Raw genomic sequence first — 22,749 nt, forward strand, 5'->3', positions numbered from 1 at the left:
GGAGGAGTTTAAAATGACTTACTTATTCATGGCTTACTCAGTTATTTGGACGTTGATCGCTGGTTATGTAATAGTGCTTGGGCGCCGCCAGAAGCAGCTGAAGAAAGAGCTCGAACTACTTGAAGAATGGAACTCAGATTTTTAAAAGCGGGTGAATAGAATGGGCAAAAAGATAGTTCCGGTCATTGTCATCGCTGCCGTCATCGGAGTTCTCGGCTTTTTGGTCAGCGGACTGGGAGGGAAAGCATCGGCCCAGCCTGGTGACCAGTCCATCGAGTTTGAGCTGCAGGATATCGAAGGCAACACTTATAAATTATCGGATTTTAAAGGCCAGCCAGTGGTCCTTAACTTTTTCGCAACCTGGTGCGCACCGTGCATTGACGAAGCTCCTGAACTGGAAGCGTTCGGCAAAGAGTATAAGGATGCAAAGCTGCTGATCCTTGCTAAAGGCGAATCGAAGAAACGGATGGAAAAATACATCTCGAAAAGCGGCTCTGAGCTTACGTATCTTTTAGACACAAAAGAAGACATATCAAAGGATTACAATGTCATCGGCCAGCCTGAAACCATCATCATCGACGGAAACGGCGTCATTGTTGAACGTTTCTCCGGCCCGACAACGAAAGACGATTTAATCAAAATGATCCAGGAAAAAGTTTCACCATAACCTTGGTTAAAGCACATCCGTGTTTTAATAAAGCTGTTTTCGGTTGAACCATGCGAATACAGCTTTTAGTAGATAGCGAGAATCCGCTTTAAGGGAGGTGAAAAAGATGCTGAAAAAGCTACTGGGAATAGACAAAAAGATGCTGTTATTCATTGGCGTATTTGCTGGAATCATTGTTTCTGTCGTCACTGTCAAAACGCTTGCTTATACGGATTCACCTGAATTTTGCTCGAGCTGCCATATCATGACAGAGGTCCATGACTCGTTCTCTGATTCCAACCACGCCGGTCTGTCCTGCGGCGACTGCCATTTACCGCACGATAGTATGGTTAATAAATACACCTATAAGGCAAAGGCCGGGATGACGCATGTGTATTTCAATACACTGGGCGAGGCAAAAATCCCAAAGGTACTGCATGCAACGGAAGGTTCTGAAGAAGTCATAAATGAGAACTGCATCAGTTGCCATGAGAATACACTGGACAACGTTTCACATGATGCGAAAGACAGCTGTTCAAGCTGCCACCAGGCAGTGCCGCACGGCAAAGGCTTCAAAACAGAGGATTATTTTAAACCGCCGAAACCAGGCGAGCTTTTAGAAAATAAAGGAGGTACGATGAACAATGGCTAGAAATTTCCGCTGGGCATTTTTGCTCCTTGCGGCTGTCATGCTCATCATAACAGGCTGCTCCAGCTCGGAAGAAGAAGCAACTTCCGCAAGCGAGCTGAAAACGGGGCTGAGCAAAGACGAAATCAGCAATGAGGCCTTCAAGGACCTTTTCCCGCTGCAATATGACAGCTACAAGCAAAATGAAAAAATGGAGGATACGAAGTACAGCGGTTCCGTCAAACGAAGCAAGTTCGACCATGATAAGGAACCTTATCTGCCAGTCCTTTTTAACGGCTATGGCTTTGCGACTGAGTATAATGAGGACCGCGGCCATATCTATGCAAATGAGGATGTTCGGGCGATTGCGCGTATCACTGACAAATCAATCGGATCATGCTTAACCTGTAAGTCGACTGCTGTTCCTCACATGATTGAGGAAATGGGCGACGATTACTGGGGCGGCAATTTTAACGAAGACATTTGGCCAAAGGCAGAAGCAATGGGCCATTCACCGATCGGCTGCTCGGACTGCCATGACCCGCAGACAATGGATTTGCGCGTCACACGTCCTAGCTTCATTAAGGCAATGGAGTCACAGGGAATCGACATGTCCAACCCAACGAAGAATGACATGAGAAACTATGTTTGCGGACAGTGCCACGTAGAGTACTATTTTGCCGCAGACAACGGAGAAGTAACTTACCCTTGGGCAAACGGCTTTGAGCCGGAAGATATGTACGAATACTACGAAACTACTGCTAAGGAGCAAGGTTTTGAGAAGGACTGGGTCCACAATGTCTCAGGAACGCCAATGCTAAAAGCGCAGCACCCTGATTTTGAGACTCATATCGAAGGTCCGCATGGTGAAGCAGGGGTTACATGTTCAGACTGCCACATGCCATATGACAGGGTTGACGGCAAAAAGAAAATCAGCTCACACTGGTGGACATCACCGCTTAAGACAATGGATCAGTCATGTGCAACCTGCCATACCAACAGGGATATGGATGAGCTGAAGGACCGAGTAATCGGTATCCAGGATAAACATATGGAAGCACTTCATAAAGCTGAGGATATTTCGATCACCTCACACTATTACGTGAATAAGATGATCACTTCTGGAGTAAGCGAGGAGAAAATCAAGCAGGCTCAGGAGCATATCAGGAAAGGTCAATGGTTCTGGGATATTGTTGCAGCTGAAAGTGCTGCAGGATTCCATAATCCGCAGGGAGCAATGGATTCACTGAGAGTATCGATAGAAGAATCAAATGAGGCAATCAATCTTGCCATCGAAGAGTTGATCAAGAAGGGTGTAAATCTGGAAGAGGTCAAAGAAGAGATTGAAAAAGTGAAGAAGGCTGTTTTCGACGAAAAAGATAACTTCAAGAAGAAAGAGAAAGCAGTGAACAGTTACTTCCCGGCACAACAGCCAGCTCCAAAAAAATAGAGAATAGTAAATTTAGAGAAAAGATAAATACGAAAACACTGTGCAAATGGTAGTTTGTACGGTGTTTTCTTTAGTTTTGCAGAAATTTCTGTAAGTGTCAAGGAGGGAGATGGAGAAATCATCATAGCGTTCCAGGAAGATTGTTTTAGGCCATATGTTGCCACGACTTGTGACGGTGCCTCGTTAGAAAGATTGACTTCGGGCACCTGTTTGTTTAACTTGTGCCCGTGATTCGATTGGAAGATTGATTTCGGGCACATGTTTGCTCAACAATCACAATTATATTCGCGGAAACGAAGGTAATTTGCCAACAGGAAAAACAGCGGAATTTTTCCATTTAAACCTAAAAAACCTCCCCGAAAAAAATAGAAAATTTCAACTTCATATCCCTGCTTAAATTCCTATTGCAACCAATTGTGAAAACCTCTAAAATTACTTTGGTATTCGAAATTTATTTGTGAAAGAAGGCGTTGAATGATGCCTAGAGCCTTATGGCTTTTAATTATCGGGATGGCAGTCAATGTTACTGGTTCCTCTTTTTTATGGCCTTTGAACACTATCTATATACATGAGCACCTTGGCAAATCCTTGTCTGTTGCCGGCATCGTATTGATGCTTAATTCTGCAGCAAGCGTTATTGGCAATCTTTTTGGCGGCAGTCTTTTTGATAAAATTGGCGGATATAAGTCTATCATTCTTGGAATCAGCATTACCATCCTGGCGCTGCTTGGCCTAACCCTATGGCCAGGCTGGCCGCAATATATTTTCTTTTTGACAGTGGTTGGTTTTGGATCTGGAATCGTCTTTCCGGCTATGTATGCAATGGCGGGTTCGGTGTGGAAGGAAGGCGGCCGTAAAGCGTTCAACGCCATTTATGTGGCACAGAACCTCGGAGTTGCAGTGGGAGCCGCGCTTGGCGGGCTTGTCGCATCTTATTCATTCCAGCTGATTTTCATGGCCAACGCAGCCATGTACCTGATATTTATGATGATCGCTATTTTTGGCTATCGCAGCATCGACACCCGGGCAGCGAAGCAGACGAATGTACTCCAGGAGAATGGTGCGGTCAAAAGCCATACAAAGCTGTATGCACTTCTTATCCTTGCTGTTGGCTACTTGCTTTGCTGGGTTGGTTACGTCCAATGGCAAACAACGATTGCCGCTTATACTCAGGAATTGAACATTTCCCTGAATCAATACAGCATCCTCTGGACAATCAACGGTGCTTTGATCGTTCTTGGCCAGCCAATTGTGAACAGGCTGATCAAGCCGTTCCAGAATAAATTGAAGCTCCAAATCATCATCGGCATGGTTATCTTCATGGTTTCCTATGCAGTTGCTGCAGGAGCCAATGCATTCTCAGGCTTCGTGGCCGGTATGGTGATCCTGACGATTGGGGAAATGCTAATCTGGCCGGCTGTACCGACAATCGCAAATGACCTGGCGCCAAAAGGCCGGGAAGGCTTTTACCAGGGGATTGTCAACAGCACCGCAACTGGCGGCAGGATGATCGGCCCGCTTATGGGCGGGATTCTTGTCGACCTATACGGTATGCCAATGTTATTCGCAATCCTGATTGCGCTCATGTTTGTCGGTATTTTCACTACTGTCATCTACGACCGGAAAATAAGGGAATCACATAATGTTGCTGCACAAGCATAGAAAATCAGCAAAGAGCTGGGCCAGGGTGCCCGGCTCTTTTTTTAAACTTTGGAGATTGTCCGGTACCAGAGTTTTCTGGATTGAACAAGACGCCTGTACCCCTTTGCAATCAGTCACAAAATATGCATTTTTTCTCGATAGAAAATGCATATTTTACTTCTAATATAGGACTGTGAGTTTATGATATAATCATTTTTGAAAGACAAGGGGGTGAATGGGTTGAAGTTTAAACTCCTCGGAATTGCGTTTTTGGCTGCCGGTATATTAACTGGCTGTAGTGGTGAAGAAGAAAAATCTGCTCAACCTGAAAAACAACAAGAGAACATCAAGGAATTGGTGAGTGATTACAGCACGGGCGAAATTAAGGGCCATAAAGCTTCCATCACCTCACAAGAAGTGACAATTGATGACAGTGAAGGGGACAAGCAAGTCTATGACATATCAGACGAAGACTTCTTCGTCTCAATCGCGCCTTACGAAAATCAAACCCATCCTTGAACGAATCATAGCTTGACAGGTTGTCAAGGTGAACTGGCAGAAAAAGAGTTTGATGTATATATTGAGGATGAAGACGGTAACGTGGTCGTTGATGAGAAAATGACGTCCCATCAGAATGGTTTCATCGATTTGTGGCTCCCGCGTGATAAAAAGTTCAATACAAAGATTGGATATAACGGCAAAACGGTTGAATCAGAAATATCCACTTTTCAGAATGACGCCACTTGCATTACCACAATGCAGCTTATGTAGACTAAAGCACCTATTTTCAGGTGCTTTTTTTATGTTATCTATAGTTTTCAGAAAAATATGATAAAATCGAAAGAAAAACCAGGTGGCGGATTATGAAAACGAATCTTTTACATATCCCGGCAGATATTATTGAAACCATTGTCGAGAATGCGTTTGAATGGCTTGTTGTTGTTGATCGAGAAGGAAGGATTATCTATATCAATCATAATTACTGTGAATTCCTTGAAGTCAATCGTGAAGAGACGATAGGCAGGCATGTGACTGAAGTGATCGAGAATACAAGGATGCATATTGTGGCCCAGACTGGAAAAGAGGAGCTGGCTGACCTGCAATTCATCAAGGGCAACTATATGATTGCCAACCGGGTGCCCATCATTAAAAATGGCGAAGTAATTGCAGCATTTGGAACGGTGTTTTTCAGGGATACACAAGAATGGATGAAAATGGACAGCCATGTAAAAAGCCTGCTGACCAGGATGCAGCCATACATCCAGAAGATTGATTCTGGCGTGAAGTATACTCTTGATGACATCCTTGGCGAGTCCCAGCAGATTATCAGTTTAAAAGAAAAAGTAAAAATGGTATCCAACAGCGATATTTCCATTCTGATCAGGGGAGAGAGCGGAACGGGCAAGGAATTGTTCGCCCACAGCATTCACCAGTTAAGCGGCAGAAGCCGGAAGCCGTTCATTAAGGTGAACTGCGGAGCAATCCCTGAAAACCTGCTTGAATCAGAGTTGTTTGGTTATGAAGAAGGAGCGTTTACAGGTGCGAAAAAAGGAGGCAAAAAGGGAAAGTTCCAATTGGCTGATGGCGGGACCCTTTTCCTGGATGAAATTGGAGACATGCCGCTAAGCATGCAGGTAAAACTTTTGCGTGCCTTACAGGATGGGGAGATAGAACCGATTGGTTCAACAAAATCGATTTCGGTTAATGTCCGGATTATTGCTGCCACAAACAGGCCTCTTGAGAACATGATTGAGGAGAAACGATTCAGGGAGGATTTATTTTATCGGATCAATGTCGTTCCTTTCAGTGTTCCTCCATTAAGAGAACGCGCTGAGGACTTAACGCTGCTGATTGCCTATTTTATTGCCAAGGTCACGAATCGATTAGGCAAGCGGATTGCAGGAATTGATAGTAACGTAATGGAAATTCTTAAATCATACAGCTGGCCTGGAAACATCCGAGAACTTGAAAATGTCATTGAAGCTGCGGTTCATTTGACAAAAGGAGAACAGATTACGCTGGAGTCATTGCCGGATTACCTGCAATCACAAACAGCCATTTACCGATTCAAGAACAAAAAGCTTAAGGATATTGTTGAAGAAACAGAACAATGGGTGTTGAAGCAAAGTCTGGAAAGGAATAAAGACGATAAAGCAAGGGTGGGGAGGGAACTGGGGATCAGCAGGTCGACACTTTATGAAAAGCTAAATAAATACGGCCTCTTGTAGTCCGGGAATTCGGAATGCTGTCCGAGTTTCCGGACTTCTTTTATTTCTAGTAATATTTTAAAGGTTTTTCACTGTATGAATGGTATTAATTTCGGGGAACAGGACAGCTTGAATAACTTTTATTCTATCAAATAAAAACAATGGAAGCATGATAGAGTCCGAAAATCCGGAATTAACTAACTGAAAATTAAGAATAAACATTGATAATTGTACCCTGCAAAGTTGGCACGATAGTTGCAATAAGATAATACAGCAATTTTATTCAATATTTTTTGTAAGCGTTATCATATTTTGAGCAAGGAGGGCAGGGTGCGTTGGTTTTCACTTTAAATTACAAGGGGGAAAAAGAATGCTGAGTATGATTGGGTTGATTGGCGGTCTGGCTTTGTTGATTTATCTGACGATGAGGGGCATGAACCTGCTGATTGTCGGGCCGATTTCTGCGTTGTTTGTTGCTGTGTTCAGCGGAATGCCGCTGTTTCCGCAACTGGTTGAAGAAGGGGCAGCCAACTTTGTCGGTAACTATATGTCTGGGTTTTCTGGATTTGTTACTGCCTGGTACATGATGTTCCTGCTGGGAGCGATTTTTGGAAAGGTAATGGAGGATAGCGGCGCGGCTGACAGTGTATCTGAGTTAATTGTTAATACATTAGGGATGAAATATGCAGTGCTTGCAATTATCGCTGCCTGTGCCGTGTTGACATATGGCGGCGTCAGCTTGTTTGTTGTCGCATTTTCTGTTTATCCAATGGCATTGAGTTTGTTCAGGCAGGCAAATTTGCCTAGGAGATTCATTCCGGCTGCATTGGCCTTCGGGTCGGTCACTTTTACAATGACTTCTGCCGGTTCTCCGGAAATCCAGAACTGGATCCCAATCCAATTCCTGGATACTACCCCTTGGGCAGGCTGGGAGGTCAGTGCCATCGTTGCCGTCTTCATGATGATTTTTGGCTACTGGTGGCTGAAACGAATGATTACAAAAGCGGTTGCAAGAGGCGAGAAGTTCGAAGCCAGGAAGGCAGATCCAATGTTGGAAAAACGGGAGCTGCCTCATCCTTTGATGGGTCTTATTCCTTTGGTCGTGGTACTGGTTATTTCATTCATTTTCCATGATTCATTAAAACAGTCAGCTTTGATCATCGCCCTGCTTGGCGGGGTTGTATCTGCCTATCTATTAAATCGCAAGTACTTTAAAAATTTCTGGGAAGCTCTTTCAGAAGGGACGATGGGTGCCTTGATTGCGATTGGTAACACAGCTGCTGTAGTCGGTTTTGGCGGTGTCGCAAAAGCAGTGCCGGCTTTCCAGACGGCGGTTGATGCGATGACGAATATTCCAGGCAGCCCGTTGATTGGTGCGGCGATTGCTGTCAGTGTCATTGCCGGGATGACTGGTTCTGCATCCGGGGGCCAGGCAATTGCGCTTCCATTGCTTGCACCTCACTACATGGATATGGGCGTCAATACTGAAGCACTGCACAGGGTAGCGGCTATTTCCTCCGGAGCGCTTGATTCACTGCCGCATAACGGGTACGTGGTTACGACTGTCCGGGCGATCTGTGGCGAGTCCCATCAGGATGCATACAATCCAGTGGCGGCTGTTACTGTCATTGTGCCGTTGATTGGTGTAGCAATTGCGATTGTTCTATTCTCTCTAGGATTAGGTATTTAATGAAGGCTCTTTTCTCAAACTTTGTTGCTATTGACTACAAAATAGGATCGTATTACCTAAGTTTCTTTACAAAAATTAACGCTTATTATGAGAAAAGAGCTTGCAAACTTAGTACCGACATATAAAAGGACTTTTTATCACGTTAAAATCGGCTTTAGGATTTTAACAACAATCTTCACGAAAACAGCCCTAACGAAAGGAGATTCCCAATGGTAAAAGATAAAGTTGTGATGATTACCGGTGCCGCCTAGGGAATCGGGTACGAGATCGCCAAGAGCTTTGCTGAGCAGGGCGGAAAGGTATTTCTGACGGATTTACAGGAAGAAGCTGTGGAGAAGGCGGCTGTCAGTCTGCGTGAATTAGGGCTTGAAGCCGCTGGTTTGAAATGTGATGTAACCAGCGAAAATGAAATTGAGGAGGCAGTCGCAAAATGCATTGAGCACTTTGGTCGTGTCGATGTTCTCATCAACAATGCTGGCTTGCAATTTGTATCCATGATCGAAGACTTCCCGACGGAAAAATTTGAACTGTTGATAAAAGTGATGTTGACTGCTCCATTCATAGCCTTGAAGCATGTGCTGCCAGTCATGAAAAAGCAAGGTTCGGGACGGGTGATCAACATGGCATCCATCAATGGGCTTGTCGGGTTTGCCGGTAAAGCAGCATACAACAGTGCCAAGCACGGGGTCATTGGATTGACAAAGGTGGCTGCACTCGAAGCGGCTGAGCATGGCATCACAGTGAACGCTGTCTGCCCGGGATATGTCGACACACCGCTTGTGCGCAACCAGCTTTCACCCCTTGCTGAAACAAGGAATGTTCCGCTTGAAAAAGTGCTTGAAGAAGTCATCTTTCCGCTCATACCGCAAAAGCGGCTGCTGGCTGTCGAGGAAATCGCCAGCTATGTTATGTTCCTAGCCAGTGATGCTGCGAAAGGAATCACTGGCCAGGCGGCGGTCATCGACGGAGGGTATACGATACAATAATCAAGATAAGCTGGCTCCCTTTGGGAAGCCAGCTTATCTTGATTTATAGGATATGGCTCTTTTCTCAAACTTTGTTGCTATTGACTACAAAATAGGATTGGATGATCTATGTTTCTTCACAAAATTAAAGCTTATTATGAGAAAAGAGCTGCACACTTAATACCGAACTACAAAACGGCTTTTTATCACGTTAAAATCGGCTTTAGGATTTTAACAACAATCGTTACGAAAACAGCCTTTGATATAAACTAAATTTTAGCCTGGTTCATATATTTATGGAGAATAATTTCCACATTCTCGATATGGCTGAGCATCATACTTCTTGCTTTTTCAGCATTCTGTTCTTTTATCGCCTCGTAAATAGCATGGTGTTCTTCATAGAGGCGATCTGTTGTAGTTTGTTTTGAGTAAAGCCACAGCCGCCGGGTTTCTTTCATTGTTTCTCCCATCAGGCCGGAAACATGGTTCATCAAGCTGATCAATAATGGATTATGCGAGCTTTCCGCAATGGCCAGATGGAACTGTAAATCAGCTTTTTCACCAAGCTCCTCATTACCACTCGCACGTTTCATTTCCTCGAGCGCCTCTTTTATTGTCTGCACCTGGTGTTCGGTCCGTTTATTTGCAGCGGAAAAAACAGTCCCTGCCTCAAGGATCTTCCTGACTTCCAACAGGTGTGCTGTATCCTGAGCATTCATCAGGATGGCTGTCGATAACGGAAAGCTGATTTGCTCGGACTCGAACTGCTTCACATATGTTCCTTCGCCTTGCCTGATTTCAATGAGCCCTATTGCTCTCAATGCAGTCAATGCTTCCCTGATCGCAGAGCGGCCCACCTGAAAATTCTCCGCCAGCTGCTGGACAGAATCCAGTTTATCCCCTGGCTGCAATTGGCCAGAACTGATCATGGCATGGATTGCTTCCGCCACTTCTTCATATATCTTTTTAGGTTTTATTTTATTATATTGCAAGGTAAAACCTCCAAAATTCGTTCTCTAGACTCTCATTATACAGTTTTATCTCAGCTCTATTATAATCCTCGTCATTTAGAAGCGGGAAATTTCATATAAAAAAACGATACTCAACCGTAACAATATTTTACTAAATGTAAATATATATTGAAATTTTCCTAATGAACATCCTATAATTTAAGGTATGGTCATCTGATGACCATATCACCACTTTTGAAAGCGATTTCCCATTTGAGTTTTGGCTTCGGAGAACTCTTCTATCTGCTTAATACTCTCGTGAAAAACCAGAAACTGGACTTTACTTTTTAAACAGCGAGAACTGCAAAGTCTACAAAAAACATTAAAAACTGCAGGTCTAAATGAATGATTCTATTTTACCAATGAAGGGGGAACTATTATGCTTCCAAATATAGTCAAAGATAAATTGATCTCCATCGTAACTGCCGCTGATTTTGATGACTCAAAAACGGGCAGGCTTGTCTATTCATATGATGCAACACCTAACTTTCAATCAATGCCGGATGCGGTTGTAAGTCCGCGGAATAAAGAAGAAGTATCGCAAATTGTTAAGTTGTGCAATGAATATAAAGTTCCTATTGTCCCCCGCGGATCAGGCACGAATCTGTGTGCAGGCACTTGTCCGACAGAAGGAGGGATCGTGCTTCTTTTTAAGCACATGAACAAGATCCTTGAGGTGGACGAAGAGAATTTAACCGTTACTGTACAGCCTGGTGTTGTGACTCTTGATTTAATCCAAGCGGTCGAGCCAAAAGGCCTGTTTTATCCGCCGGATCCAAGCTCTATGAAAATATCAACCATCGGCGGCAATATTAATGAAAACTCTGGCGGTCTCCGCGGATTGAAGTATGGAGTGACAAGGGATTACGTGATCGGGCTTGAGGCTGTGCTCCCAAACGGGGATATCATCCGCACAGGAGGGAAATTGGCTAAGGATGTTGCCGGATATGATTTTACCAGGCTGCTGGTTGGCTCGGAGGGGACATTGGCCATCATTACCGAAGCAACCCTAAAGCTGATACCTATGCCAGAGACAAAACAAACAATGCTGGCTTTATATCAAGATCTTGAAGCAGCAGCTAAATCAGTTTCCAAGATTATCTCTAGCAAAATCATTCCGGCTACGCTGGAATTCCTGGATCAGCCGACCCTGAAGGTTGTGGAGGATTTTGCTAAAATCGGGCTGCCAACAGATGTTAAAGCTGTGCTATTGATTGAACAGGACGGTCCTGTTGAAGTGGTCGAGCGTGATATGGCGAGGATTGCCGAGGTTTGTAAAGAGGAAAAAGCTGTATCTGTGCAACTGGCCCAAACAGAAGCTGAAGCTGAAGCACTGAGGACTGCGCGCAGAAGTGCATTGTCTGCATTGGCGAGGTTAGCGCCGACGACAATATTGGAGGATGCTACTGTTCCAAGGTCGGAGATTGCGAGAATGGTCAATGCAATCAATGAAATTGCGGAAAAGTATGGCTTGAATATCTGTACCTTTGGCCATGCAGGAGATGGAAACCTTCATCCTACTTGTCCGACAGATTCACGGAATCATGATGAAATGGAAAAAGTCGAAAAGGCATTTGCTGAAATCTTTGAAAAGGCTATTGAATTCGGCGGAACGATTACGGGTGAGCACGGCGTCGGTGTCATGAAAGCACCGTACCTAGAGTTGAAATTGGGCAAAGAAGGAGTTGCGGCTATGAAAGCTGTGAAAATGGCCCTTGATCCCAACAACATCATGAATCCTGGTAAGGTTTTCGCGAAGGACAGCAGGAAACGGGTGGTGGTTTCAAAATGACAACGATCCAGGAACAGCAGAGAATCCAGACAGAATTCCAGGAAAAGATGGACCAGGACGAACTATTGAACTGCATGCGCTGCGGTTTCTGCCTGCCTACCTGTCCTACCTATATCGAATCGGGCTATCAGGAATCACATTCACCACGCGGGCGGATTGCTTTAATGAAGGCGGTCGTCGATGGGATTATTGAACCGGATGAGGATTTTGAACGATCACTGGACCTTTGCCTTGGCTGCCGTGCATGTGAGCCTGTCTGCCCATCCGGGGTGAATTATGGACACCTTCTCGAAGATGCCCGTGATATTGTCAATCAAAACAAGAAGTTTTCAATGCCCGTAAAAGTGGTCAGGAATGCAGTCTTCAAAGGGCTTTTTCCGCATCAGGAACGCATGAGGGGGCTGACAGGACTTATTGGATTCTATCAACGTTCTGGCCTGCAAAAAATGGCGCGCGGCACAGGTGTGATGAAGCTGTTCCCTGAATCGCTCGCCACTATGGAGAAAGTCCTTCCAAAGGTACCGACAATGAAGGAGCTGAAAAATCGGCCTGTGCATCTTGAACCAATCGGGACAAAGACTCATAAGGTTGCATTCTTCAGCGGCTGCCTGATGGATACCATGTTCCTGGAAACTAACAATGCGACGATGAAGCTTTTGCAGCTCGCTGGCTGTGAAATAGTCATCCCGAAGGAGCAGGCCTGCTGCGGAGCTCTTCATGGTCATAGTGGTGAAAAAGAAGATGCCAAATCACTTGCTCGCCGCAATATTAAAGCCTTCGAAGAGACCGGGGTCAATTATATCATCACCAATGCAGGGGGATGTGGTGCCTTCCTGGTTGATTATGACCACTTGCTTAAGGACGATCCAGAATGGAGGCTCAGGGCCCAGGGATTTGCCGGTAAAATCAAGGATATCTCACAAATTTTGGTCGAAGTGGGCTTTCATGAAAAAGTGAACCTGGAGCTGCCGCATCAAATCATTACGTATCAGGATTCATGCCATCTGCGCAATGTAATGAAAACAGCTTCAGCACCGAGGACGTTGCTGCAGTCGATCAAAGGAAGCGAATATCGTGAAATGCAAAATGCTGACCGTTGCTGTGGTTCAGCAGGAATCTACAATATAGTTGAGAGTGAGATGTCCATGCAACTCCTTGATTCCAAAATGGTTGAGGCAAAGGTCACCCATGCAACGACGATTGTAACGGCTAATCCAGGCTGTCTTCTTCAAATGAAGCTCGGGATTGAGCGGGAAGGACTTTCTGGCAAAATAAGAGGCGTGCATATTGTCGACCTCCTAATGGAAGCGGCACTAACGGATCAGTAAAGATCGATGGCCCATCTGAATTTACAGATGGGCTTCTTATCTGTCCATGCTGGGTTATGTAAAAGCCTGCACCAGCAGGTAAAACAAGCATATACTACTCACTACCATCAAATATTCCATCCCCGCTTGCATATGGGAGGGAATTTTATTACAATATCTCTATATTCATAACGAAAGACTTCGACAAGGAGTAGTAGTGGTGTAAAACCTGTACTAGAGAACTGGCGGTTGGTGCAAGCCAGACGGGTCCATCATGAACTCGCCTTTGAGTCGCAGACGTGAACATAAGTAGCGTTTGCCGTTTTCCGCGTTAAGGATTGAATGAAGCGAGTGTTGCACACTAATTTGGGTGGTACCGCGGGAGATTATACATAGCCTCTCGTCCCTTTTACAGGGACGGGAGTTTTTTATTTTTTTAAAGAAAATCCCATCCGTAAAATAAATAGAACCTAAACAGGAGGACAAAAACGATGAGTTTTAACCATCAGGAAATCGAAAAAAAATGGCAATCGCATTGGGAACAGAACAAAACGTTCAAAACAACCGAAGATAAAGGGAAAGAGAAGTTCTACGCGCTTGATATGTTCCCGTATCCATCTGGTGCCGGCCTTCACGTTGGACACCCGGAAGGTTACACAGCGACTGACATCCTTTCACGCTTGAAAAGGATGCAGGGCTTCAACGTCCTTCATCCAATGGGCTGGGATGCGTTTGGCCTTCCTGCAGAACAGTATGCGCTTGATACGGGAAATGACCCGGCTGAATTCACGGAGCAGAATATCAATACGTTCCGCCGCCAGATCAAGGCATTAGGTTTTTCATACGATTGGGATCGCGAAGTCAACACGACGGATCCTGAATACTACAAATGGACGCAATGGATTTTCCTTAAGCTTTATGAAAAAGGCCTTGCCTACATTGATGAAGTAGCAGTTAACTGGTGCCCTGCGCTAGGAACTGTTTTAGCGAACGAAGAAGTAATCGACGGAAAAAGTGAGCGCGGAGGCCACCCGGTAGAGCGCCGTCCGATGAGGCAGTGGATGCTTAAAATCACTGCTTATGCGGACCGCCTGCTTGAGGATCTGGATTTGCTTGATTGGCCCGAAAGCCTGAAGGATATGCAGCGCAACTGGATCGGCCGTTCAGAAGGTGCAGAAGTCACTTTCAACATCGAAGGACATGAAGGAACTTTCACTGTGTTCACAACTCGTCCTGATACACTTTTCGGCGCAACTTATGCGGTCCTTGCACCAGAACATCAGCTTGTTGATAAAATCACGACAGCTGACCAGAAGGCTGCAGTCGAAAAATATATCGATGAAATCAAGAGCAAAAGCGACCTTGAGCGTACGGACCTTGCGAAGGACAAAACGGGCGTCTTCACTGGCGCTTACGCAATCAACCCAGCGAACGGCGAAAAAATGCCAATCTGGATCGCTGACTATGTTCTTGCTTCATATGGTACAGGGGCAATCATGGCAGTACCAGGGCATGATGAGCGCGACTATGAGTTTGCCAAAAAATTCGATTTGGAAATCAAGGAAGTCGTTGCCGGCGGAAATATCGAAAAAGAAGCTTACACTGGCGATGGCGAGCACATCAACTCTGAATTCCTTAACGGCTTGAACAAAGAAGAGGGCATCAGCAAGATGATTGAATGGCTTGAGGAAAAAGGCATTGGTACGAAAAAGGTCACTTACCGCCTTCGTGACTGGCTGTTCAGCCGCCAGCGCTACTGGGGCGAGCCGATTCCAATCATCCACTGGGAAGATGGAACGATGTCCGCTGTACCTGAAGACCAACTGCCGCTGATCTTGCCAAAAACAACTGAAATCAAACCATCAGGCACAGGTGAATCCCCACTTGCCAATATTGATGACTGGGTGAACGTTGTTGACCCTGAAACAGGCAAAAAAGGCCGCAGGGAAACGAACACAATGCCGCAATGGGCTGGCAGCTGCTGGTACTATCTGCGCTATATCGATCCGAAGAACAACCAGGCACTTGCCGATGAGGAAAAATTAAAGCAGTGGCTTCCGGTTGATATCTATATCGGTGGAGCGGAGCACGCCGTATTGCACCTGCTTTACGCTCGTTTCTGGCACAAGGTCCTTTACGATGTGGGAGTTGTCCACACGAAGGAGCCTTTCCAAAAGCTTTTCAACCAGGGAATGATTCTTGGTGAAAATAATGAAAAGATGAGCAAATCAAAAGGAAATGTCGTCAACCCGGATGAAATTGTTGAAAGCCACGGTGCGGATACGCTTCGTCTTTATGAAATGTTCATGGGGCCGCTTGAAGCATCCATCGCCTGGTCTACAAATGGACTGGATGGATCACGACGCTTCCTTGACCGCATCTGGCGCCTGTTTGTCAATGAAAACGGCAGCTTGAGTGAGAAAATCAAGGATGTTGAAAACACGAACCTTGAGAAGGTCTACCATCAGACTGTTAAAAAGGTGACGGAAGATTATGAGGGGCTTCGTTTCAATACAGCGATTTCTCAAATGATGGTCTTCATCAATGAAGCATATAAAGCCGAAGAACTTCCAAAAGCATACGTTGAAGGCTTTGTAAAAATGCTGGCGCCGATTACACCGCATATCGCAGAAGAGCTTTGGGCTAAGCTTGGCCACAGTGAGTCAATCACATATGCAGCATGGCCAGCATATGATGAAGCCAAGCTAGTCGACGACGAAGTAGAAATCGTTGTCCAGGTAAACGGTAAAATCAAAGCGAAAATGATGGTACCGGCAGACGCGAACAGAGAAACACTAGAGCAGATCGCGATGGGCGACGATACCGTGAAAGAACAAATCGACGGTAAAACAGTTCGTAAAGTGATTGCTGTACCAGGAAAGCTTGTCAATATTGTTGCAAATTAATATGCACACGCAAAGGATCGCAATGGCGGTCCTTTGTTTTAATATGAACATACCCCATGTGGTTTTTTCTTTGTATTATTAAAAGAGTTTTTATATAATAAATAGGGGAAAATACATTAAGGTATGTAATCCTTTTTTTAGGATAATCTTACTGAAAAAATGGAGGAAACGATGATGAATAAAGTTGAAAACATTACTCCTGAAGAACTTCAAAAGAAACTGGAAGCTGGAGAAAAGCTGGAAATGGTTGATGTACGCGAACAAGATGAAGTTGAATCTGGCATGATCCCGGGAGCTAAGCACGTGCCAATGGGCGAAATCCCTGAAAGACTGAACGAATTTGACAAGGACAAGGAATACATCTTCATCTGCCGTTCAAGCGCACGCAGCGGCAACGTCTGCCACTACATGAACGAACAAGGCTTCAAAGTCCGCAACATGGTTGGCGGCATGATGAGCTGGGGCGGAGAAACTAAGCGTCCATAATTATAAAATTCTGAAAATCTGGCCAGAATGGATGTTAAAAAGGAAGGACGACTTACCTTGATCCAGGTCAGAGTATTTGATCATGAACATGAAAAAGATTTAGAACAGGATATGAACCGCTTTCTGGAGAAGCTTGATGAGAAAAAGCTCCTGGACATTAAATACAATGTCGCGGTCATACCAGAAGAAGAGGACGAAGAACAGATCTACTGTTTTTCAGCCATGGTTGTGTACAGAGCCTGAGTCACTTCACTCAGGCTCTGTTTTGTTTAGGGTAAGGGTCAGAAACAGGTGGAAGATGAGCAAAAGTGGCGGGCATCAAAGGCAGATGGACAGAAATAGATGGAAAACGAGAGAAAATGTCCATCATCAGGGCGATGACGGACAGAAACTGCCGTGAAAAGAGCAAAAGTGTCCGTCATCAAAGGCATGACGGACAGAAATAGATGGAAAACGAGAGAAAATGTCCATCATCAGGGCGATGACGGACAGAAACTGTCATGAAAAGAGCAAAAGTGTCCGTCATCAAAGGCATGACGGACAAAAACCAGCGGAAAAAACGCAAAAGTGTCCGTCATAAAATTATGACGGACATTGATTCATCCACACTATTATTGCAGAGCAAACCCTGCGGCATTTGTCCCGGCGAGACGTCCAGTCACAAGAGCGGAGGTAATATTGTAGCCACCCGTATATCCATGGATATCGAGGATTTCTCCGCAAAAATACAGGCCTTCTGCTTTTTTTGACGCCATTGTTTGCGGTTCGACTTCTTTGACGGACACTCCTCCGCCAGTAACGAAAGCCTTATCAAGCGGCAGCGTGCCGTTGACTTTGAATTCGAACTGTTTGACTGACTTGGCAAAACTCCTGATTTTTTCATGGCCCAGCTGTCCGCCCTGCATCGCCGGGTCAATCTCATTCAGCTCAAGCAGGAACAGTAGATACCGTTCTGGCAGGAGACCCTTCAATAAATTCTTCACCGCTTTTTTCGGCTCGGCTTTGATCAGTTTATTGATCTCCTGGAACAATTCTTCCTCTTTCATATCAGGAAGGGCATCCAGGGACATGACGACTTCTTGAAGACTCCATTTTTGCATCGCTTTGACGACGAACTGGCTGCAGCGCAGAACCGCAGGACCGCTGATGCCAAAATGGGTAAAAATCATATCCATTTTGTGAGTGATCAGTGCTTTCCCTTTTGGATTAAGGACGCTGAGTGCGACTCCCCTCAGCGAAAGCCCCTGGAGGACCTTTTCTTTTATAAAAGGTTCAGCAGACGTAAGTGGCACTTCAGTAGGGAATAGTTGCGTGATTGTATGGCCCGCTTTTTCCGCCCACGCATACCCATCACCAGTGGATCCGGTGTGGGGAACTGATTTTCCGCCGACAGCAATGATGACGCTGCCTGCATAAAACACTTCACCATTTTTCAATTCAACAGACTCAGCCTTGCCATCCTTGTAGTGCACATCGGCAACAGGAGTGTTCGTCTTGATTTCTACCTTTAATTCTTTTAGCTTTGATAAAAGGGCATCAACAACAGATTGAGCTTTATCCGTTACCGGGAACATCCGGCCGTGATCCTCTTCTTTCAGCTGGATGCCAAGCCCTTCGAAAAACGAAATGATATCTTCATTGCTAAAAATGGAGAGCGCGCTGTATAAAAAGCGCCCATTTCCGGGTATATGTTTAATGATTTCATCCACTGGCAGCCGATTGGTCACATTGCAGCGGCCCCCGCCAGATATCGCCAGCTTTCGGCCAAGCTTGTCTCCTTTGTCAATCAGCAGCACCTTTGCGCCTTTCTCACCAGCAGCAATCGCGGCCATCAAGCCAGACGGACCGCCGCCAAGGACGATTACATCATAGTTCATTGCTTCACCAACTTTTCGTTTCACTTTTTTTAATCATTTCAACACCTTTATTATTATAATGCAACTCTTCAGTAAAAACATTTCCTTGAAAGATGTCCTTCAAACGAATTCCCTGGCGGAAAACTGGCAGTCGGGCTGGAGAAGGAGTAAACTAGGGAATGCAGGAAATATCTGCAGCGGGGATGCAGGAAATATCTGCAGCGGGGATGCAGGAAATATCTGCAGCGGGGATGCAGGAAATATCTGCATCCATTGATAAATATCATAGTGTCTAATTGTGTTTATGGTAAAATACAAGTTTGTAATCTGTTTTTAACTTATAGATTGAAAAGTAGGGATTTTATGTCATCAAAGCTTTTAAGAGGGACGTTCATACTGACGCTTGGCACGATTTTATCTAAAGTGCTGGGACTGTTTTATATTATCCCTTTTTATGCAATTATCGATAAATACGGGACGGTACTTTATTCATATTCTTATATTCCTTATACGATTTTTATTAGCGTGGCAACAGCGGGCGTGCCACTTGCAGTCTCTAAATTCATTGCTAAGTATAACGCGCTAGGGGAATATGCTGTCGGCAGGAAACTATTTAAGTCTGGTGTAATAGTCATGCTTGCTACAGGATTTGTTTCCTTCTTGATTATGTATTTTACAGCACCCGGCCTTGCGGACATAGTTATTTCCAGCGGTGATGATGAAGATGTTGTCATCAGTGCGCAGGATGCTACAACCGTTATACGTGCTGTCAGTTTTGCCTTGATTGTTGTTCCATTCATGAGCTTGATCAGAGGTTTCTTCCAGGGGCATCAATCGATGGGGCCATCTGCTGTATCGCAGGTTGTTGAGCAGATCGTCAGGATTGTTTTTTTGCTGTCGGGTGCATATATTGTCCTTTATATCATGAAAGGAAGCATGGTTTCAGCTGTCAGCGTTGCGACCTTTGCTGCTTTCATTGGGGCACTTGGAAGTTTAGGTGTACTTGGCTGGTACTGGTTCAAACGTAAACCTCATCTTGATGAGTTGCTTAAAGAAGACAAGGGGACAATGGATATTTCCTTGAAAGAAATATATAAGGAAATATTAATTTATGCAGCACCGTTTGTTTTTGTTGGAATCGCCAATCCATTATTCCAGTTCGTCGATATGCTGACATTTGAAAGGGCAATGCGTGCTGCTGGCGTAGTACATAAAGAAGCCCAGGCAGCTTTTGGTGTACTGAATTTCCAGACGCATAAATTGGTGATTATCCCAGTTTCATTGGCTACTGCATTTTCTTTAACATTGGTTCCAAGCATTACAAAAGCCTTTACTGATAATGACCGAAAGGGAATGCGGCGCCAGCTGGACCAAACATTCCAGGTACTTATGTATCTGACTGTTCCAGCAGCGTTAGGTATTTCTTTGCTTGCACAGCCAATGTTCACCGTATTCTTTGAAAATGACCCTTTAGGAACTGAAGTGTTAAGAACTTACGCTCCAGTAGCCATTCTATTCGCACTCTTCTCCGTCACCGCTGCCATCCTCCAGGGGATCAATGAGCAGCGATTCACGATTTTGAGTTTGCTGACGGGATTATTGGTGAAGCTATCCTTGAACATCCCGTTGATCAAGCTGCTCGAGACACAAGGAGCTGTCCTTTCGACAGCGTTAGGGTATACAGCGGCAATTATCATTAACATAATTGTCATTAAAAAATATGCCAAATATCCAATGGGCTTTGTGGCAAGAAGAATTAGTTTGATATTGATTTTCTCCGGTTTGATGGCTGGAGTAACGATGGCATTCTATGAAATGCTTGTCCAATTTCTTTCACCGGCTGCAAAGTTCCAGTCGATTGTGCTTATCGGAATCTCAGCACTGGTAGGCGCTGCAGTTTATTTTTACCTTGGATTCCGGACCAAGTTGGTAGACAGGCTATTCGGAGACCGAGTCACCAAATTCAAGCGCAAATTAAGGCTGCCGGTTTAATAGGAAAATGGCCTTCGGTTATGAAGGCCATTTTTAATGGTTAAGGAATTTATAAAAGTTATTGAGTTGTGGATAACTCTCTGAAGTTTTCTTAATCCAGCTCTAGCGCCTAGCCCCTCGAGTCGCTTGTCTAGCTGCGGCTCCTAACTCCTCGAGACGCTTCGTTCCTGCCAATGAAGTCAAAGAACGACTTCACTGTCAGGCCCTCCAGCGCTTGTCGGAGTTGGGCAGTCGCCTCCTCCTTTCGAATTGTCTAGTGTCGCCTCCTAGAAACTCCGAAACTTCAACTCCGCCGGCAGAAGCAAAAAGCGCTTCTTTGTCGGAGTCTCCAGTTTCTGCGTTTCTAAGCAGTCGGCTATACTTTTCGAGTTCGGTCCTGCCAATGAAGTCAAAGAACAACTTCACTGTCAGGCCCTCCGAGGCACACGATGTGCTAGACCCGCCAGCCACAGGATAAGGAAAGCTTCGAAGCGAATCATCGCACGACCGAAAGCGGTAGCTTTTGGGAGGACGTGGCGTCATAGGCGGGCAGCGCTTGTCGGGGCTTAACGAGGCGCTTGCGCTTTTTGTTCTGCAACCTAATAGAACTGCTGGTCGTTATCGCGGATATTGAGGCGGCGTTCAATCCTGTCAACCCTGCGGTCCAGCCGGTCAATCTGGTTGCTCAGTCTTTGAACCTGCCTTTCCAGCCGGTCGAGTCTTTGGTCAAATCCGCCTCCGCCGCCGGGATATCCTCCACCAGGATATCCTCCACCAGGGTAACCACCACCCGGGAAGCCTCCGCCTGGCAGGCCGGGAATAGGGATGTACAAGCCTTGTCCTTGTTGTCTATGGTTCATTCAGGTCATCTCCTCATAATCATGTTAAAGTATGATATTAGTCTATGTAAGGCAGCAAGAAAGGGAATGGGCACCTGCCCATATGAATAAAGGAGGTTCAGCAATGAGAATCGATAAAGTGCTTTCCAACCTTGGATACGGAAGCAGGAAAGACGTGAAGAAACTTTTAAAAGACGGTGATGTAAAAGTAAATAATGCAATTGTCAAAGATGCAAAGCATCATGTGGATCCTGAAAACGATTCGATAACATTAAACGGTGAAGAAATTCATTATAGAGAATTTATTTATTTAATGATGAACAAGCCGCCTGGTGTCATTTCAGCGACAGAGGACAACCATGATGAGACAGTCATCGACCTGCTTGTGATCGAAGACCAGGTATTTGAGCCATTTCCGGTAGGGAGGCTTGATAAGGATACGGAGGGCCTTTTGCTGATCACAAATGATGGACAGCTTTCCCACAGGCTCTTATCGCCAAAAAAACATGTCCCCAAGACATATTTCGCGGTAATTGAGGGTGAGGTGACGGAAGAAGATATCACAGCTTTTAAAAAAGGCGTCACACTCGATGATGGCTATGAAACCAAACCAGGTGAACTTGTTATCTTAAAATCTGGCTTAACGTCTGATATTGAGCTGACGATCACCGAAGGGAAATTCCATCAGGTGAAGCGGATGTTCGAAGCTGTCGGAAAAAGGGTCATTTATCTGAAACGTTTATCGATGGGTCCGCTGAAGCTTGATGAAACGCTGGAGCTCGGCGAATACAGGGAACTTACCGATGAAGAAGTGGAAATGCTGCAAACCTATGAGGTATAAAAAAATCGCCGAGGATCCTCCTCAGGCGATTTCTTTTTTTTTATTATTAGTAAGCATATATTTACTTCGAGACTTGTCCAGCTCCAGCGCCTAGCCCCTCGAGACGCTTCGGTCCTGCCAATGAAGTCAAAGAACGACTTCACTGTCCGGACCTCCAGCGCATGTCGGGGCTGACCAAGGCGCTTGCGCTTTTCGTATTAAGACGACATCTTTACCTTTTTCTGGGTCGTTGTCCATTTACCTCGGCTCGGACTTTTCACTAAGTCGTTATAAGCCAGGACATTCAAATCCCTCTGGATGGTTCGAGGAGTAATTCCGAATTCCTCTACAAGATCTTGAGTTGTGACAGTACCATTCTGACATATATACATGTAGATGGATTTGATGCGGTTTATCATCCGGTTAGTCGAAGGTTTCAAACAACCACTCCCTATCCTTTTTTAAACCCCTTTGTCATATTCCTGCAACCGACTATTGATTGAAGACGAATCCCCAAGTATGTAGTTTTCTTCTT

Annotated in this window: 22 protein-coding genes and 1 other annotated feature; of the genes, 17 read left to right on the plus strand and 5 right to left on the minus strand. The window is 45.1% G+C overall.

All coding sequences use genetic code 11. The features are described from left to right. Positions 1-13 precede the first annotated feature (13 nt). From J7E37_RS10580 to J7E37_RS10620, 9 genes are all read left to right on the plus strand, one after another. Positions 14-145, plus strand: a complete 132-nt coding sequence (locus J7E37_RS10580) for a CcmD family protein (RefSeq protein WP_215023871.1) — start codon at positions 14-16, stop codon at positions 143-145. A gap of 15 nt (positions 146-160) precedes the next feature. Next, on the plus strand, positions 161-667 hold the full coding sequence (locus J7E37_RS10585) for a TlpA family protein disulfide reductase (protein WP_214780828.1): 507 nt from the start codon (positions 161-163) through the stop codon (positions 665-667). Between the two features lie 106 nt (positions 668-773). Continuing rightward, positions 774-1,298 carry a cytochrome c3 family protein gene (locus tag J7E37_RS10590; protein ID WP_214739880.1) on the plus strand — a complete coding sequence of 175 codons (525 nt, stop codon included), beginning with the start codon at positions 774-776 and terminating at the stop codon, positions 1,296-1,298. Beyond that, positions 1,291-2,724: an ammonia-forming cytochrome c nitrite reductase subunit c552 gene (locus J7E37_RS10595; RefSeq protein ID WP_214780827.1), complete on the plus strand. Its 1,434-nt coding sequence runs from the start codon at positions 1,291-1,293 to the stop codon at positions 2,722-2,724. Before J7E37_RS10590 ends, J7E37_RS10595 begins: the two co-directional genes overlap by 8 nt. A gap of 477 nt (positions 2,725-3,201) precedes the next feature. Continuing rightward, positions 3,202-4,386 (plus strand): MDR family MFS transporter, encoded by a 1,185-nt coding sequence (locus tag J7E37_RS10600; RefSeq protein ID WP_214780918.1) that lies wholly within the window; start codon positions 3,202-3,204, stop codon positions 4,384-4,386. A gap of 219 nt (positions 4,387-4,605) precedes the next feature. After that, on the plus strand, positions 4,606-5,136 hold the full coding sequence (locus tag J7E37_RS10605; protein ID WP_215023873.1) for a CueP family metal-binding protein: 531 nt from the start codon (positions 4,606-4,608) through the stop codon (positions 5,134-5,136). 92 nt (positions 5,137-5,228) lie between these two features. Then, positions 5,229-6,593 carry a sigma-54 interaction domain-containing protein gene (locus J7E37_RS10610; RefSeq protein ID WP_214780825.1) on the plus strand — a complete coding sequence of 455 codons (1,365 nt, stop codon included), beginning with the start codon at positions 5,229-5,231 and terminating at the stop codon, positions 6,591-6,593. A 349-nt stretch (positions 6,594-6,942) separates the two neighbouring features. Further along, positions 6,943-8,262: a GntP family permease gene (locus J7E37_RS10615; protein WP_214780824.1), complete on the plus strand. Its 1,320-nt coding sequence runs from the start codon at positions 6,943-6,945 to the stop codon at positions 8,260-8,262. Between the two features lie 254 nt (positions 8,263-8,516). Continuing rightward, a complete protein-coding gene (locus J7E37_RS10620; protein WP_353050012.1) occupies positions 8,517-9,248 on the plus strand; it encodes a 3-hydroxybutyrate dehydrogenase in 732 nt (243 codons plus the stop codon). Positions 9,249-9,496: 248 nt separating this feature from the next. Here the strand turns inward: J7E37_RS10620 and J7E37_RS10625 are convergent, their stop codons facing one another. Continuing rightward, a complete protein-coding gene (locus tag J7E37_RS10625; RefSeq protein WP_215023875.1) occupies positions 9,497-10,219 on the minus strand; it encodes a FadR/GntR family transcriptional regulator in 723 nt (240 codons plus the stop codon). Between the two features lie 397 nt (positions 10,220-10,616). Between J7E37_RS10625 and glcD the strand changes: the two genes are divergently transcribed. The 6 genes from glcD (at position 10,617) to J7E37_RS10655 (ending at position 17,174) form a co-directional block, all read left to right on the plus strand. Continuing rightward, the gene (glcD, locus tag J7E37_RS10630) at positions 10,617-12,029 is read left to right on the plus strand and encodes a glycolate oxidase subunit GlcD (RefSeq protein ID WP_214780819.1); all 1,413 of its coding nucleotides are present in this window, start codon (positions 10,617-10,619) and stop codon (positions 12,027-12,029) included. Continuing rightward, the gene (locus J7E37_RS10635; RefSeq protein WP_214780817.1) at positions 12,026-13,357 is read left to right on the plus strand and encodes a (Fe-S)-binding protein; all 1,332 of its coding nucleotides are present in this window, start codon (positions 12,026-12,028) and stop codon (positions 13,355-13,357) included. Before glcD ends, J7E37_RS10635 begins: the two co-directional genes overlap by 4 nt. Before the next feature lie 171 nt (positions 13,358-13,528). Next, positions 13,529-13,747 (plus strand) — a binding site (T-box leader). Between the two features lie 80 nt (positions 13,748-13,827). Beyond that, positions 13,828-16,242, plus strand: coding sequence for a leucine--tRNA ligase (gene leuS, locus J7E37_RS10640; protein WP_214780815.1), 2,415 nt, complete (start codon positions 13,828-13,830; stop codon positions 16,240-16,242). Positions 16,243-16,416: 174 nt separating this feature from the next. Further along, positions 16,417-16,728 (plus strand): rhodanese-like domain-containing protein, encoded by a 312-nt coding sequence (locus J7E37_RS10645; protein WP_214780813.1) that lies wholly within the window; start codon positions 16,417-16,419, stop codon positions 16,726-16,728. Positions 16,729-16,785: 57 nt separating this feature from the next. Then, entirely contained in the window at positions 16,786-16,971 is a 186-nt protein-coding gene (locus tag J7E37_RS10650) for a sporulation protein Cse60 (protein WP_192472493.1), read from the plus strand. A gap of 65 nt (positions 16,972-17,036) precedes the next feature. Then, positions 17,037-17,174, plus strand: coding sequence for a hypothetical protein (locus J7E37_RS10655; RefSeq protein ID WP_215023877.1), 138 nt, complete (start codon positions 17,037-17,039; stop codon positions 17,172-17,174). Positions 17,175-17,339: 165 nt separating this feature from the next. On the opposite strand, the gene J7E37_RS10660 is transcribed toward J7E37_RS10655, so the two are convergent. Continuing rightward, on the minus strand, positions 17,340-18,605 hold the full coding sequence (locus tag J7E37_RS10660) for a BaiN/RdsA family NAD(P)/FAD-dependent oxidoreductase (protein ID WP_215023964.1): 1,266 nt from the start codon (positions 18,603-18,605) through the stop codon (positions 17,340-17,342). Between the two features lie 342 nt (positions 18,606-18,947). Here J7E37_RS10660 and J7E37_RS10665 point away from each other — a divergent pair, with 342 nt between their 5' ends. Further along, a complete protein-coding gene (locus J7E37_RS10665) occupies positions 18,948-20,576 on the plus strand; it encodes a putative polysaccharide biosynthesis protein (protein ID WP_214780811.1) in 1,629 nt (542 codons plus the stop codon). Between the two features lie 198 nt (positions 20,577-20,774). Here J7E37_RS10665 and J7E37_RS10670 read toward each other — a convergent pair whose 3' ends face one another. Beyond that, positions 20,775-20,981, minus strand: coding sequence for a hypothetical protein (locus tag J7E37_RS10670; RefSeq protein WP_215023879.1), 207 nt, complete (start codon positions 20,979-20,981; stop codon positions 20,775-20,777). 173 nt (positions 20,982-21,154) lie between these two features. Further along, positions 21,155-21,415: a hypothetical protein gene (locus J7E37_RS10675; RefSeq protein WP_215023881.1), complete on the minus strand. Its 261-nt coding sequence runs from the start codon at positions 21,413-21,415 to the stop codon at positions 21,155-21,157. Between the two features lie 103 nt (positions 21,416-21,518). On the opposite strand from J7E37_RS10675, the gene J7E37_RS10680 reads away from it, so the two are divergent. Then, the gene (locus J7E37_RS10680; RefSeq protein ID WP_215023883.1) at positions 21,519-22,235 is read left to right on the plus strand and encodes a pseudouridine synthase; all 717 of its coding nucleotides are present in this window, start codon (positions 21,519-21,521) and stop codon (positions 22,233-22,235) included. Positions 22,236-22,432: 197 nt separating this feature from the next. On the opposite strand, the gene J7E37_RS10685 is transcribed toward J7E37_RS10680, so the two are convergent. Beyond that, entirely contained in the window at positions 22,433-22,654 is a 222-nt protein-coding gene (locus J7E37_RS10685; RefSeq protein WP_023626930.1) for a DeoR family transcriptional regulator, read from the minus strand. Positions 22,655-22,749: the final 95 nt, after the last annotated feature.

The sequence above is a fragment of the Bacillus sp. ISL-39 genome (genome assembly GCF_018613295.1).
In the GTDB taxonomy this organism is placed as follows: Bacteria; Bacillota; Bacilli; order Bacillales; family Cytobacillaceae; genus Mesobacillus.